At 73.3% G+C, this 14,204-nt stretch carries 10 protein-coding genes and 1 pseudogene; 6 read left to right on the top strand and 5 right to left on the bottom strand.

Going from position 1 to position 14,204, the window contains the following annotated elements:
• Positions 1–9: 9 nt before the first annotated feature.
• Positions 10–1,146, top strand: a complete 1,137-nt coding sequence (locus tag ACZ6TB_RS04585) for an LLM class oxidoreductase (RefSeq protein WP_465550569.1) — start codon at positions 10–12, stop codon at positions 1,144–1,146.
• Positions 1,095–1,694 (top strand): SDR family oxidoreductase, encoded by a 600-nt coding sequence (locus ACZ6TB_RS04580; protein WP_465550567.1) that lies wholly within the window; start codon positions 1,095–1,097, stop codon positions 1,692–1,694. The genes ACZ6TB_RS04585 and ACZ6TB_RS04580 overlap by 52 nt, the downstream gene beginning before the upstream one ends.
• 265 nt (positions 1,695–1,959) lie before the next feature.
• On the opposite strand, the gene ACZ6TB_RS04575 is transcribed toward ACZ6TB_RS04580, so the two are convergent.
• Genes ACZ6TB_RS04575 through ACZ6TB_RS04565 form a run of 3 tightly spaced genes read right to left on the bottom strand, consistent with a single transcriptional unit; the run spans position 1,960 to position 7,357 of the window.
• A complete protein-coding gene (locus ACZ6TB_RS04575; RefSeq protein WP_465550565.1) occupies positions 1,960–4,908 on the bottom strand; it encodes a Z1 domain-containing protein in 2,949 nt (982 codons plus the stop codon).
• Entirely contained in the window at positions 4,905–5,885 is a 981-nt protein-coding gene (locus ACZ6TB_RS04570; RefSeq protein WP_465550564.1) for a PD-(D/E)XK motif protein, read from the bottom strand. The genes ACZ6TB_RS04575 and ACZ6TB_RS04570 overlap by 4 nt, the downstream gene beginning before the upstream one ends.
• Positions 5,882–7,357 (bottom strand): ATP-binding protein, encoded by a 1,476-nt coding sequence (locus ACZ6TB_RS04565; RefSeq protein WP_465550562.1) that lies wholly within the window; start codon positions 7,355–7,357, stop codon positions 5,882–5,884. Before ACZ6TB_RS04565 ends, ACZ6TB_RS04570 begins: the two co-directional genes overlap by 4 nt.
• 513 nt (positions 7,358–7,870) lie before the next feature.
• Here ACZ6TB_RS04565 and ACZ6TB_RS04560 point away from each other — a divergent pair.
• Positions 7,871–7,927 (top strand): annotated as a pseudogene (locus ACZ6TB_RS04560) (hypothetical protein); the annotation flags it as partial.
• A 95-nt stretch (positions 7,928–8,022) separates the two neighbouring features.
• On the opposite strand, the gene ACZ6TB_RS04555 reads toward ACZ6TB_RS04560, so the two are convergent.
• Positions 8,023–8,811 (bottom strand): maleylpyruvate isomerase N-terminal domain-containing protein, encoded by a 789-nt coding sequence (locus tag ACZ6TB_RS04555; RefSeq protein ID WP_465550560.1) that lies wholly within the window; start codon positions 8,809–8,811, stop codon positions 8,023–8,025.
• Positions 8,812–8,861: 50 nt separating this feature from the next.
• On the opposite strand from ACZ6TB_RS04555, the gene ACZ6TB_RS04550 reads away from it, so the two are divergent.
• Positions 8,862–10,298, top strand: coding sequence for an amidase (locus tag ACZ6TB_RS04550; RefSeq protein WP_465550558.1), 1,437 nt, complete (start codon positions 8,862–8,864; stop codon positions 10,296–10,298).
• Positions 10,299–10,315: 17 nt separating this feature from the next.
• Here the strand turns inward: ACZ6TB_RS04550 and ACZ6TB_RS04545 are convergent, their stop codons facing one another.
• Positions 10,316–10,672 carry a nuclear transport factor 2 family protein gene (locus ACZ6TB_RS04545; protein ID WP_465550556.1) on the bottom strand — a complete coding sequence of 119 codons (357 nt, stop codon included), beginning with the start codon at positions 10,670–10,672 and terminating at the stop codon, positions 10,316–10,318.
• A 119-nt stretch (positions 10,673–10,791) separates the two neighbouring features.
• Between ACZ6TB_RS04545 and ACZ6TB_RS04540 the strand changes: the two genes are divergently transcribed.
• Positions 10,792–13,821, top strand: coding sequence for an ATP-binding protein (locus ACZ6TB_RS04540; RefSeq protein WP_465550554.1), 3,030 nt, complete (start codon positions 10,792–10,794; stop codon positions 13,819–13,821).
• Complete coding sequence (locus tag ACZ6TB_RS04535) at positions 13,803–14,189, top strand: SRPBCC family protein (RefSeq protein WP_465550552.1); 387 nt, start codon at positions 13,803–13,805, stop codon at positions 14,187–14,189. The genes ACZ6TB_RS04540 and ACZ6TB_RS04535 overlap by 19 nt, the downstream gene beginning before the upstream one ends.
• The last annotated feature ends 15 nt before the right edge of the window (positions 14,190–14,204 follow it).

Genomic DNA, 14,204 nt, shown 5'->3' with positions numbered 1-14,204 from the left:
CACCCGTTCATGCTGCTGGGATCGACCGGTATCTGGAGCATCGAGCTACGCACGGCCGATCCGCACGAGATCGCCGACGCCGCCGCCGAACTCGACGACCTTGGCTGGGGCGCTTTGTGGTTCCCCGGCCTGGGTGGCGGCGACATCCTCGCCGAGTCCGAGCGGCTGCTGCGGGCAACCCGCCGCCTGGCCGTCGCCATCGGTGTCGCCAGCATCTGGCGACACTCGGCGGGTGAGCTGGCCGCCGGACATGCACGCCTGCAAGACACCTACGCTCGCCGGCACCTGCTTGGTCTCGGCGTCAGCGATCCCGCCGCCGCGCAGGCCGCCGGCCACCCGTACCGGCCACTGGCCGACATGGGCCGCTACCTCGATGCGCTCGACCGGGCGCCAGCCCCGGTACCGACGGCGGAGCGACTGCTGGCAGCCCTCGGGCCCAGGCTGACCGAACTCGCCGGGCAACGTACCGCCGGTGTCCACCCGTTCATGGTCACCCCGGACTACACCGCTGCCGCGCGCAAGAATCTGGGCGACGGACCGCTGATCGCCCCCTACCAGGCCGTCGTGCTCGAACGCGACCCGGCGACCGCCCGCGCCGCAGCGCGCGACTTCCTCGGCGTGTTCCTCGGCGGCCTGCTCGATGGCCTCGCCGGATTCATCGCGCCGGCCGTGGCAGTGATCATTGGCTTCGCCTTGGCCGGCATCCGCCCCCGTACCGCGATCACCGCCGGCATCATCGCTACGGTCGTCGGCCCGGTGGGCATCGCCGTCGGCGCCGCAGCCGAAAGCCTCGCCACCATGTTCGCCGGACAGGCGATCGCCGGCCTCGGATTCGGAGCGGCCTTCACCGCCGCGCTCGGCCTGATGATCCCGCTCGTCGGCCCCGACCAGCGCGCCGGAGCCGTCGCCGCGATCTACGTCGTCTCATACCTCGGACTCGGAGTGCCCGTGGTCATCGCCGGGGTCCTCACCGACGTGCTCGGCACCGTGCCGACCGTCGGCTGGTACAGCGCCGCGGTCGTGTTTCTCGCCCTGCTCAGCCTCGCCGCACAACACCTGATGCGGCGTACCCGTCACGAAGGAAAGGCCGACACATGTCCTCCAACCACCAGCAGCGCGTATTCCTCGCCGGGGCGTCCGGCGTGATCGGACTGCGACTGATTCCCCTGCTCGTCAAGGCCGGCTACGTCGTCGGCGGCATGACCCGCTCACCCGGCAAGGCTGGGCAGATCCGCGAGCTCGGCGCCGAACCAATCATCTGCGACGTCTTCGACCGGGACGCTCTGATCAAAGCGGTCAGGGACTTCGAACCCGACACTGTCCTCAACGAGCTGACTGATCTGCCGGACGACGCCGCGAGCATCGGTGCCCACGCGGAGCGCAACGCCCGCATCCGTACAGAAGGAAACCGGAACCTGATCCAAGCAGCCCGCGAGAGCGGATCCCCTCGGATCCTGGCCCAGACCGTGGCCTGGCAGCTGCCCGCCGGGCCCGACGCCCAGGCTGTACGGGAACTGGAGCGCTCCGTACTCGCCGAAGGCGGCGTCGTGCTGAGCTACGGCCAGTTCTACGGCCCCAACACCTACAACGAGAACCAACTGCCGGCCGAACCGCGCGTCCAGATCGACCGGGCAGCCGAGCGTACTGTCGAGCTACTGGACGCCCCGTCGGGCGTCATCGTCATCACCGACTGAGGACTGGCAGGGTCAGGGAATGCCTGGCCCTGCTTCATGGCGGGTGTCGCCGGTCGCCCTTTCACACTGTGATCCCGCGAGGGCTCCGAAAGGGAAGGGTGAGATCCGCCGATCGGCGCGCTCTATCGGCGGCAATCAGGGCGTTGTCGTTTCGCCATGACCGATCAAACGTTGTGGTCGGGCGACAGGGAGCGCCCGGTACGGCAACCGTGAGGAGAGCGCTCCGGGAGTTCTTTCGCGGGCGGCGGCTCCCGGGCCTACTGCGTCAGGCGTCGACCGTGGCCTCGCCCTTCTTGCCGCGAACCGTCCACTCGATGACCGGGCGGCCGTTCGGCGTCGACTTCGCCGGGGCGACCAGCGACAGCAGCGGCACCACGTCTTCCTTGCGTACCGGCGAACCTGGTGCCGGCCAGGTGTCGAGGTCCAGCGTGAGGTAGACGAGCATGCCCGCCCGGCGGTCCTCGTGCAGCTCGTCCGCCGCACGGTCGGGAATGCCGGTGTCCATGCCGGCGATGCGTTCGAGCGCGGCCCGATGTTTGGGGTCGCTGCCGGGGAAGGTGTCGGGCCGGTCGCTGCGCCGGCGCTTGTTGATCGCCTGCGTCAAGCCCAGGTCGGGGAGCTCGAACTGCGCCGCGTTCGTCACCTGGGGCCACATGATGACGGCGCTGTCGAGCCGGCCCTTGTCGAGCAGGCGGCGGTAGAAGAGCACGACCGGGTCGATCACCTCGCGGAAGCGGTCGTTCCAGCGCAGCTGTTCGAGGACCTGGACGAACTGGTCGGCCTTGACCTCGGTGATCCGGGCGTCGAAGCCGGTGACATTGGTCAGGCTGCTCCGGCTCGAGACGAAACGCCGGGACTCGACGGACGCCAGCAGCGGGACGATCAGGTCGTAGTTGGCGCGCTTGCCGGCCAGGTCGGTCCGGGCCGGCACGCCGTACCGGTCCTTGAGGGTGCCCGACTCACCGACCGACTTGATCACGGCGTTGAACATCTTGGTACGCGCGGCGGGCTTCAGGTACGGCAGATGCTGGCTCACGAGCGGCGGCACCTGCCACGGCTCGATCACCGACGCGGCGCCGTCCTCGCCGATCGACTCGTACTCGGACAGGCGCTCGCGCAAGGACATCTCGTCGCGCATCAGCCCCTCGAACGCCTCGTAGAGGTCGACCGGATTCGGGGTGCCGGGCGGGTCCCGGCGGATGAACAGGCGCACCAGGTCGCGGTAGCCGGGCCGGAACCCGAACCAGCGGCCGGCCTGCATCAGCGTGTCGCCCTGCAGCGCCTTGCGGGTGTAGAAGGAGATGGTCAGGCCCTCGACCGTGAAGCCGCGGCTGAGCTTCGCCCCGCCGATCAGGATCCGCCAGACCTTGTTGCGGTCGAAGTCGAGCGCCTGCTGGTTCTTCTGGACGGCCTCGTCGCTGTTCACCACGAGCACCGGGTCGCCGACCTCGCGGATGCGCCGGTAGGCCTCGCCCATCGGGCCGATCAGCTCGTCGAAGGACGCCGGCACCGGGTAGCCCTGGGACCGGGCCACGCAGACCGGCCGGTAGTCCGACTCCCACAAGGCGCTCAGCCGGTCGAGCGCGGCCGGCGAGCTGTAGCCGGCCTGCGTCCACACCCCCCGGACGAGGTCGGCCATGTCGCCCTGCTCCTCGTTGCGCACCGCCTCGTGCACCATCATCGTGTGGTGCCGGTACCGGGCCGCCCCGGCCTGTTCGCGGAACACCTTGACGGCGCCGGCGAGCACGAAGGAGTCGAGCGCCGTCCGCATCTCGGCCTCGCGCTGCGGCCGGTCCGCCTCGGACGACGGCGGCGGCCCGACCGGGCGCACGTACGCCACCTCGTTGGAGGTCGCCGGGTCGTTCTTGGGGTCCTCGCTGTTCCAGTCGACGTCGTGGAAGTGCCGCACGCCCATGTAGCCGGCCGGCTCGGCCAGCGGCAGGATGAAGTTGCGCGGGAAGATGTCCTCGGCTCCCGGGTCCACGAAGACGTTCGCGGCCGGCGTGGCCGTGTACATGACGAGCTGCGCTCGCGGCAGCCGCTGGAGCAGGTCGACGATCGCCTTGTTGATGGCGGTGCGTTCCTTGGTCCGGGCCGGGTTCTTCGTGTTGACCGAGGCGAGGTCGGACTCGTCGTCGATGATCAGGGTGGGCAGCTGGTCCAGGTCCTTGCCCTTGGCCAGGTCGGTGGCGAGCTTGCGGAGGACGTGGGCGTTCTTCTTCACGACCAGCAGGCGTACGGGCGCGGAGCGCAGGTTGGCCGGATCGAAGAACGGCTTGCCCGGGTCCTTCGGGTAGAGCTTCATCGTGCCGGGCCCCGCGGTCAGGCGGTCGAAGTCCTTGTTGAGCAGGGTGAGCCGCTCGATGGCGGGGTAGTCGCCGGCGCCGTGCCGGACGAACTCGTCGTTCGCCCACTCCTCGTCGTCGGCGTAGTCGAACTCCTTGGCCGCCTCGCTCTCCACGCCCTCGAGCAGGTTCTCCCGGCCCACCAGCTCGCGGTCGATGCGCCGCTGGGTCTGCGAGCGCAGCAGCTCGATGGTCCCGGTCATCACGATGACGAGGCGGTAGCCGGCGTCGATCGACTTGGCGATGACCCCGGTGAAGTTCGCCGTCTTGCCGCTCTGCACGAAGCCGACGACGAGCCCCTTCTTCTGCAGCTGCTCGGGCGGGCCGGCCTTGGCCGGGTCGGCGAGCCGCCGGACGACCCGGGCCGTCGCCTCGTCCAGGCTCGCGACGGTGTCCCCGTGCCAGCCGCGCTTGTCGAGCAGGTAGTCGCGGTAGTGCGGCCAGTAGAACGCCCACTGGTCGACCCGCTCGCCCTCGTACCAGGGCTCCCATTCCTCGTTGATGGGCCCGGGCGGCTTGACGACGGAGACGGGCGCGAGGAAGTCGAGCCGGTCGGCGGCGGCGGCCGAGAGACGAAGGCGGCCATAGACCCAACGGCGGCGTTCGACCGTACGCGGTGACGTGTCGCCGGACGGCCACGGCGGGCCGACCGCGAGATCCCAGTCGGCCAGGAGCAGCGCCAGATGGCGTACGGCCGCGCTGTTCTGCTGGGTCCGGGCGTCGAGAAGCCGGTCGAGCTCGGGCTCGGCGATCGGCGGCAGGTCGTCGTCGAGGAACGCGTTCATCGCCTTGAGCAGCGCCGACGGCCCGTTCTTGCGCAGGCTCGGCACGGCGATGTCGAGGGCGTGCTCCCACGCGTCGACGGTCATCGAGCGTCTCCCGACACGAATGCATCGCCCGGCGACGGCGGCCGCCCGGGCTCGAGGGTGGTCACGTCGATCGCGTAGGTCGCGCCGATGATCAAAGACGGCCGGGCGCAACCTCGCTTGATCACGTCGCGGTTGAGCACCGGAAAGTTCTCATCGACCGGGTACGCCGCGGGCGTGCTCCGCAATCGGCGGCACTCGCGGTAGAGCGGGCGATCCCGTTCCCGCCACTGGGCATGGCCGAGCGCCACGTCGAGCGCGCCGGCCGCCGGGCCCGCCGCGGCGCGGACGTCGTCGACCAGGTCGGCCAGGCTGCGTCCGACCGCCGGGGTGGCCGCGGTGATCTGCACCGACACCAGCCACAGCGGGATGCCGGGGGTGGGCTGCAGCTGCTCCAGGCCGCCGATCGTGTGGCGGCGCGCCTCCGTGCGGGTCGTCTTGACCTCGAAGCAGGCCTGCGGGAACACGAAGTCGTGCTCGTTCGGGGCGAAGCCCTTCCACGCCTGCACCGCCGCTTCGGGGCCGACCACGGGAATGGTCGCCTCGAGGAACAGCATCTCGCCGTACAGGCCGGTCTGCTTCTCGGTCGAAAGAGCGCCGGCCCGGGTGAGCAGGTCGCCGAACGTGGCCAGCGACGAGAGCGCCGCCGCCCCGAACGGCAGCCGGTCCTGCTGGATCAGGTCGGCCACGTCGCTGAGCAGCAGGTACGCCTCGTACTCGCTGTCGCCGTACCGGATCAGCAGCTCGGTCCATCGGGCGCCGCCGTCGGTGACGATCCGGGCCTCGACACGCTCGTACGTGGACAGGTCGGGCGGCTCCTGGCCGTCGTGCGGGGTGCGCAGCGCCATCTCGCGGCGGGGCGGGTCGAACTCGATGCGACACGGGGGAGTGCCGGGGACGCCGATGACGGCGGGCGCGCCGGCCAGGTAGTCGGCGAGCGCCTCGCGGGACAGGTGCCGCTCGGCCACGGGCGCGCTCATCGGCGGTTTCCGTCCCGGTAGCCGTGCTCGGCCCGGACCGCGGCGCTGAGGACGGCGTCCCACACCTCGAGCAGGTCCTTGTCGCGCGGACCCCACTGCCGGCCCTTGAAGTGGTCCTCGGTGAGCAGGAACAGCAGGGTCTTGACCAGCGGCGCGTCGCTGAGGCCGGTGACCCCGCCGGTGAGCATCGGCCGGTACTGCTTGTTCAGGTAGATGGTGCGGCCCGCGCGGTCGAGCTCGAAGAACCGGCCGGCGGGCAGGGCGTCCCAGCGGATCTCGACCGGTTCCTCGTCGCGCAGCGGGATCTCGGCCCGGATGACCCGCCGGACGTCCTCGTGCAGCCCCTTGGACGGCTCGGCGACCGGCCGCCGCTTGTGCTGGCGCTTGCGCGACTCGGCAAGCACGGTCTCGGCGTCGGTCAGGTACTCGGCGAACGACTCGGCGCGGGCGATTGCGCCCTGCAGGTCGTGGGAGAAGACGATGCCCTTCTTCTCCGGGTTCAGGCGCACGTGGCCGGCCAGCGCGTCGTAGTCGTCGAGCACGACCCGGGCCAGCGCGCGGGTGCGTTCGGCGGTGACGACCTGGTTCCAGCCGCCGGCCTGGAGCAGCCGGTCGTGCCGGTAGATGTAGAAGCCCTGGAAGTCGGCGCCGTCCCGGCCGTACAGGCGATAGTTCGGCCCGCTCGACCGAGGCGGGACGACATGGCACCCGAGGCGTACGCGGTCGGCGCCGAGCCGGGCCACGAGGGTGCGCGGATAGCCGGCGACGGCGGAGGCGGCGAAGCCGAGCGGGTCGATGGCGGCGACCGGCTCGGGGATGCCGGCCCGGCCGAGCTCCCGGTCGAAGATCTCGACCTCGATCCGCAGCCGGCCGCTCTCGATCAGGCGGTGATAGGTGAGCCCGAGGTGCTGGCCGAGCCGGGTGCGCGCGTCCTCGAGCCAGTTGCCCAGCCCGGCGCCGCCGGCCCGCGGGAAGTGGGTGTCCGACCAGCTGACCACCGTGCCGGTCGTCCCGTCCACGCGGGCGAGCAGCGCGTCGAGCTGGACGGTCGCCGGGTCGAGGACGTCGCAGCCGTAGTCGTGCTCGACGTCGCCGCGCCGCAGTCGCCGGCCGTGCCGCTCGCCGGGCCGGGGCGTGGTACCGACCGTGATGGTGTCGGCGTGGCTGAACGACGCGGCCTTCAGCCCGATGCCGAAGTGCCCCTGCTCGGCGGCGCCGTAGTCGCGCTGCCGCCCCAGCCGCATCGCCTCGTCGGCCTGGACGCCGTCCATGCCGCGGCCGTTGTCGGCGACGTGCAGGCCGACCGGGTGCGCGCCGTCGGTGTCGAAGCGCACCAGGACCCGGTCGGCGCCGGCGTCGATGCCGTTGTCGATCAGGTCGGCGACCGCCGACTCGAGCGTGTGGTGGGCGCCGAGGCTCTTGATCATCCCCGGGTCTGGTTTCAGGACCTTGCGTTCGAGGACGTCGCTCACGCAGCCAATGTAGGGCCGGAGATATGGGGTGTTTGCCGCTTTCGCGAGATGACCCCGGATGGGGGATCGCCGCGTCAGCGACCATGAACACTCCGGTCACCACCATCGGCGCCGGCGTCGGCGGTCTCACACTGGCCCGCGTGCTGCATGTCAACGGCATCGCGGCGATCGTGTTCGAGGCGGAGCCGTCGCCGGAGGCGCGGGCCCAGGGCCGGATGCTCGATATCCACTACTACAACGGCCAGCCCGCGCTCGCGGCGGCCGGGCTGACGGCGGAGTTCCGGGCCGCGGTCCTCGAGGGCCGGGAGGCGTACCGGGGACTCGACCGGGACGGGACGGTGCTGTTCGACAAACACGACGACGGCGGCGGCGGGCGGCCCGAGGTGCTGCGCGGCGAGCAGATCAACGTGCACCGGGAGGCGGACGGCACGCTGCACGCCTACGTCGAGCGCGCCGGTACACCGCCCGCACTTCGGGCTGCCGGTCGGGCTGCGCTGGGCGCGGACGCCGGGCGTGACACTGATCGGCGACGCCGCGCACCTGGCGCCCCCGGACGGCGAGGGCGCCAACCTGGCCATGCAGGACGCGGCGGAGCTCGGCACGGCCATCGCGGCGTACCCCGGCGACGTGGAGGCGGCGCTCGGCTCATACGAGCGGGCGCCGGCTCAGAAGCCGGGGAACGCCGCCCGTAGCTCGTCGAGGGTGATGTTGCCGGTCACCGTGACGCCCGCGGGGGTGTGCTCGGGAGCGAGCCGGCCGACCAGCAGCCGCAGCGCCGACTCGAGCGGGCCGGCGAAGGTCGCGGTGACGGTGGCCGGCTCGACCGTGAAGCGGGGCTGGTCGTCGAGGACGATCCGGTACGGGGTTCCGTCGATCGCGACGACGGCGGGTTCGCGTACGGCGTCGCGCTTGGTGATGAAGCCCAGGAAGAACGCCAAGCCGCCGGTCAGATGCTCGGCCAGCAGCTGCGCCGCGCCGGCCGTGAGGGCCGCCGCCGGGTCCACCGCGACGCGGATGTCCCAGCTGTGGTGGACGACCTCGCTCAGCCGCAGGCCGGCGAACGTGGCCAGCGGAACCGGCTGCGGCAGGAAGCCCGGGTTGATGGCGATCGACTCGTGCTGCTCGGGCGTGAGCGCCTCGAGGGCGGCCACCAGCTTCGCGTCCGACGCGATCGAGCCGGACGCCTGCTCCTCCGGGGCGGTGGCGTTCCACCGGTCCCAGACCCGCTCGTTGAAGTCGGGGCCGGGCGTCTCCGCCTCCCCGATCCCGGCGCGGAAGGCGGCGAGCGTGATCTCGGCGCCGCTGCCCAGGTGGGAGAAGACTTGCGCGACGGTCCAGTCGGAGGCGCCGGACGGCCCCTTCAGCTGGTCGGGGGAGAAGGAGGCGGCCGCCGAGCCGAGCACCTCGTGCTCGGCTCGCAGGGCCGCGATCGTACGGGCAGCAAGGGAAGTCATGACCATGAGCTTAGGTCGGCGCCCGGGGGAGCTTGTTCTACTGTCTATTCGTGTCCTTCGAGACGGCAAGCCGGCTGGCCGTCCGGCTGCGCCGCCGGGAGGTCTCGGCCCGTGAGCTGCTCGAGGAGTGTCTCGGGCGGATCGAGCGGGACGGCCCCCGGCTGAACGCGGTGGTCACCGTCGACGCCGAGCGGGCCCGGCGGGAGGCGGCCGCGGCCGACGAGGCCACGGCCCGGGGCGGGGTCGTCGGTCCGCTGCACGGGCTGCCGGTCACGGTCAAGGACAGCCTCGAGACGGCGTTGATGCGGACGACCTGCGGCGTGCCGGAGCTCTCCGGCCACGTGCCCGAGCGCGACGCGACGGCCGTGGCACGGTTGCGCGCGGCCGGGGCGATCGTGGTCGGCAAGACCAACACGCCGGCCTGGGCCGGCGAGGCGCAGACGTACAACGAGGTCTTCGGCACGACGAACAACCCGTGGGATCCGGCCCGGTCGCCCGGCGGATCCTCCGGTGGTCCCGCCGCGGCGGTCGCGGCCGGGCAGACCGCGTTGGATCTGGGCAGCGATCTCGGCGGCTCGATCCGCATGCCGGCCGGTTACTGCGGCGTCTACGGGCTGCGCCCGTCGTTCGGCCTGGTTCCCACGCTCGGTCACCTGCCGCCGCCGCCCGGCGCCCACCAGGAGGCCGACATGGGCGTCGTCGGGCCGCTGGCCCGCGGCGCCGACGACCTGGCGCTCGCCCTCGACGTGCTGGCCGGGCCGGACGAGCAGCGCGCCGTCGCCTGGCGGCTGTCGTTGCCGGCGCCGCGGGCGGATCGGCTGAGCGGATATCGCGTCGCGGCGTGGCTGGACGACCCGTACTGCCCGGTCGACGCCGGCGTGCTGGCCGTGCTGCGTGAGACGGTCGCGGCCCTGCGCGCCGACGGGGTCCGGGTCGACGACCACACCGGGCCGGTGGAGCTGCGGGAATCCGCCGAGCTCTTCCAGCGGCTGGTGCAGCCGGTCGTGGCGATGGGTCTCGAGCAGGCCGAGTTCGACGAACTGACCGCCGTCGCCCGGTCCGGCGCGGACACGCCCCGGGTCCGGTGGGCCCGGCACGTCACCGCGTCGGCGCGCGACCTGGGCTTCGCCCACGAGCGGCGTCTCGCGCTCACCGCGGCGTGGGCGCGGATGTTCCGCGACTACGACGTGCTGCTGTGCCCGGTCGCGCCGATCACCGCGATCCCGCACGACCACGGCCCCGACCCCGACGCCCGGCGGATCGTCGTGAACGGCGCTCCCGCGCCGTACTGGGACCAAGTGCGCTGGGCGCAGGCGATCTCCCTGGTCGGCCTGCCGGTCGTGTCCGCGCCGGTCGGGCTGTCGGCGGGCGGCCTGCCGGTCGGCATCCAGGTGGTGGGCCCCTCTCTCGAGGACCGTACGGCGATCGACTTCGCCGCGCGGATGGCGGCCGTGACCGGCGGCTACCGGTCACCGCCGCAGCTCTGATCGGAGGCCCGCGTGGCTCAGCTGTCCCAGACCTGGGTGCCGGTCTGACCGGTGATGCGGCCGTCCACCAGCGTGGCCACGGTCACGCAGACCACGCCGGCGCCGTCCGGGTAGCGGCAGTGCTGGGTGTAGGCGAGGCCGTCGGCGGTGATGACGGCGTCGCGGACCTCGTGCGCGATGTTGCGGCCGCACACGTCGCGGTAGTAGGCGCCGATCTCCTGCGCGGTGGTGAACACCAGCGGCGCCGACGGCGGGTGATCGCGGTCGAACAGGGTCAGCACCGCGTCGGGGTGGTACCAGGCGGTGATCGCGTCGGCGTCGCGGGACTCGATGGCGTGAGCCAGGGCTTTGATGTCGGGAACGGTGCTGGTCATCGGAGGCTCCTCGGTCGAAGCTATCGAAGGTGTGATTCGCCGCCGAGACTGCGCCGGGAAGCGTCGGAACATCGTCAACGCAGCGTCAAAGCCGGTCCGGACGGGCATACGCTGGGCCGATGTTGCGGCTGCGGCTGCTCGGAGAGATGACCGCGCAGGACGGCGGCCGGCGGCTCGCGATGCCGTCGAGCGAACGGGCGCGGGCGCTCGTCGGCTGGCTGGCGCTGCATCCCGGCGTTCATCTCCGGTCCCGGGTGGCCGCCCGGCTGTGGCCCGACAGCCCCGAGGCCGGCGCGCGGGCGAACCTGCGGACCGCGGTCTGGGCCATCCGGCAGTCGTGGGGTCCGGCGGCGGGCGGCCTGGTGACCACCCGGCAGGAGATCGGCCTGGCGGCCGGCGAGATCTGGGTGGACGCCCTGCACGACACCGGCGCCGAGTGCGGCGGCGAGCTGCTGCCGGAGATCGACGACGAGTGGGCCGAGCAGGCGCGCCGGGACTACCGCGACCGGCTGCGCGGGTGGTTGACCAGGCTGGCCGAGGGGCCGGACGGCGACATCGTGCGGTACGCGCGGCAGCTGACCCGGCTGGACCCGCTGGACGAGCCCGCGCATCGCCTGCTGCTGGAGAAGCTGGTCGAGTCCGGCGACGCGGCGGGGGCGACGCGGGCGGCGCGGGAGTTCACCGAGCGGCTCGCCGCGGAACTGGGCGTCCGGCCGTCGCCCGCGACCCGGGCCGCCCATGCGCGCCTCGGCGGCCCGGCCGCGGCGCCGGACCGGCCCTCGCTGTTCGGCCGGGCCGAGCCGATCCGCCGGCTGACCGGTCTGTGGCGGGCGGCGGCCGCCGGCGCCGGTCAGGTCGTCGTGCTCACCGGTGAGGCCGGCATCGGCAAGACCAGCCTGCTGGCCGAGGTGGTGCGCCGGGCCGAGCGGGCGGGGGCGAGGACGGCGGTGGGCGCCGGCTCGGACGTGGTGGGCGAGACGCCGTACGGTGTCTGGCTCGAACTGGCCCGGACGCTGGTCGCGACCGCGGTGCGGCCGCCCGGATCGGCCGCGTGGCCGGTCGAGCTGAACCGGCTGGCACCCGGGCTCGGCGCCGGGCTGGGCCGGCCGGCCGAACCGCCCGGCGTGCGCGCGCCCGAGATCGAGCGGCTCCGGGTCTTCGAGGCGATGCTGCGCCTGGTCGAGTGGTCATGCGCCGACCGGCCGGCGTTGCTGGCAATGGACGACGCGCACCGCGCGGACCGGCCCAGTCTGCGGCTCATGGCGCACATCGGACGGCGGGTGGGCCGGCTGCCGATCCTGCTCGTCCTCACCCGGCGGGATCAGCCGCCGCGGGCGGAGCTCGACGCGGTCCTCGGGGACCTGGCCGGGCGCGACGTGCCGGTCACCGAGCTGACGATCGGCCCGATCACCGACGCCGAGGTGGCCGCCCTGGCCGCCCGGCTCGTCGACGGCGAGACGTCCGTGCGGCAGGTGGTCGCGGCGGCCGAGGGCAACCCGCTGCTGGCGGTGGAGAGCGCCCGGGTGCTGTCCTCCGGCGGATCCGGCCCGCCGCCGAACCTGCGGCACGCGATCCGGGCCACGGCCGGCATGTTGCCGCCGGCCGCGCGGAGCCTGGTTCATCTGCTGGCGACGGCGGGCCGGCCGCTGTCCAGCGCCGAGCTCGACCGGCTGGGGGTGGACGACGTCGGGGCGGCCGAGCAGACCGCCGGCGCCGCCGGGCTGCTGGCGCGGCGCGAGGGACGCCTGGGCTTCCGGCACGAGCTGTTGCGGGAGGCCGTCTACGCCGATCTCGCCGGGCCGGAACGGTTGCACGAGCGGGTGGCGACGGCGCTGGATCCGGCCGATCACGCGGGCATCGCCCGGCACCTCGACCGGGCCGGACGGCGATCGGAGGCGGCCCGGTCGTGGGCGGCGGCGGCCGCGTACGCGCGGACGGTCGGCGCGCTGACCGAGGCGGCCGGGTTCCTCGAGCGCGCGCTCGCGCTCACGCCCGGGGACGGCCGGCTGTGGCTGGAGGCCGAGGAGATCTGGGCCTGGCTGAACCGGCGCACCGAGATGGAGACCGCGTGGTCGCAGGCGCTGGCCCATCTGGATCGCGCCGACCTGCCGGGCGCCTGGTGCCGCCGGGGCCGCCAGCTGCGGACCGTGGTGTGCCATCCGGAGGAGTCGCGGCGGGCGTACCTGGCCGCCCGGGACGCCTCGCCGGGGGAGGCCGGCGCCGAGACGCTGATCGGGCTGGCTTGGGGCGAGGCGGTGGCGGGCGATCCCGCGGAGGCCGAGCGCCTGCTGGCCGAGGCCGAGTCACGACCGGCTCCGCTGCCGGCGGAGGCGGCCGAGGACATCGTGGAGATCCGGATGCAGGGCCGGATCCGCCAGGGCCGGTTCGCCGATGCCGCGGCCCTGGCCCGGGAGGCCGGCCCGGTCACCACGCCGGGCCGGGCGTACGCGGTCTGGGTGAACGCCGCCTGTGCCCTGTGCTGCCTCGGGGACTACGGCGGGGCGCTCGAGCTGGCGGACCGGGCGGTGGCCGCCACCGAACCCATCCCGCCGCTGCTGATCAGCTGCCTGGCCGGCCGTGCGCACATCCTGGCGCGGCTCGGCCGGCACGCCGAGGCCACCGCGACGGCGCGGCGGGAGCAGGACCTCGCGGACCGGCTCGACCTGCCGGCCCTGGCCGCGGTGGCGGCGCACGACGCCGGCCTGGTCGCGCTGGCCTGCGGCGATCCGCGGGAGGCGGCCCGGCTGCTCGGGGCCGCGCTGGACGCCGGCGCGGCGGTCAGCCGGCCCACCACCGGCCTCTACCGGGCGGAGGCGCTGGCCCGGCTCGGCGATCCGGATGCCGCGACGGCCGCGCTGCGGGCGGCCGTGCTCGAGCCGGTAAGCCGGGCCGATCAGCCGTGGGCCCTCGTGCCCCGGATCGCCTGGGTTCAGGCGCTGATCGCCCGGGCGCGCGGTGACGAGCCGCTGGCCCGCCGGCGGTTCGCCGAGTCGGCCGCCGGGTGGCGAGCGATGCCCGCCGGCGCGTCGGCCGAGGGCTACACGGCCGCCCTGCTCGACCTTGGCCGCCCGCCGGTGGCCGGACTCGTCGAGCCCGTACGGGAGCTCGAACGAATTGAGGAGGAGCTCAGATGCCCGACTTCACCCTGACCGCGCACGCCCACGCCCCCGTCGAAGAGGTGTGGAAGCTGCTGCACGACCCGGCCCGATTCCCGGAGTGGTGGGTGGGGATCGAGAAGGTCGCGACCGGCAGCGACGGCGAATATACGATGTGGCCGGACGGCTATCCGGATTTCCCCATGCGACAGCAGATCGCCGAGGACCGCGCCGGCGGCGGGGTGACCATCTCCTGCCTGGTCTCCGACCTCTCGTTCCGGTGGCGCCTGCGAGCCGACGGCGAGGACACCGACATCGATGTCGAGGTCGGCATCCCCGACCGCGAGGCGCATCGGCTGCCCGCGCAGCGCGAGATCGTGACCCGCTCGCTGGCCGCGCTGACGGCCCTCGCCGAAGTGTGACGGGCAGATTTCCAG

It is taken from the genome of Actinoplanes sp. NPDC051537 (genome assembly GCF_055586105.1).
This window is presented reverse-complemented; position numbering and strand designations above follow the sequence as displayed.

Coding starts and splice junctions, on each gene's coding strand:
- ACZ6TB_RS04585 (WP_465550569.1), top strand. CDS start 10: ATGCTGCTGGGATCGACCGGTATCTGGAGCATCGAGCTACGCACGGCC.
- ACZ6TB_RS04545 (WP_465550556.1), bottom strand. CDS start 10,672: ATGACCAGCACCGTTCCCGACATCAAAGCCCTGGCTCACGCCATCGAG.
- ACZ6TB_RS04575 (WP_465550565.1), bottom strand. CDS start 4,908: ATGACCGTCGACGCGTGGGAGCACGCCCTCGACATCGCCGTGCCGAGC.
- ACZ6TB_RS04540 (WP_465550554.1), top strand. CDS start 10,792: ATGTTGCGGCTGCGGCTGCTCGGAGAGATGACCGCGCAGGACGGCGGC.
- ACZ6TB_RS04535 (WP_465550552.1), top strand. CDS start 13,803: ATGCCCGACTTCACCCTGACCGCGCACGCCCACGCCCCCGTCGAAGAG.
- ACZ6TB_RS04570 (WP_465550564.1), bottom strand. CDS start 5,885: ATGAGCGCGCCCGTGGCCGAGCGGCACCTGTCCCGCGAGGCGCTCGCC.
- ACZ6TB_RS04555 (WP_465550560.1), bottom strand. CDS start 8,811: ATGACTTCCCTTGCTGCCCGTACGATCGCGGCCCTGCGAGCCGAGCAC.
- ACZ6TB_RS04580 (WP_465550567.1), top strand. CDS start 1,095: ATGTCCTCCAACCACCAGCAGCGCGTATTCCTCGCCGGGGCGTCCGGC.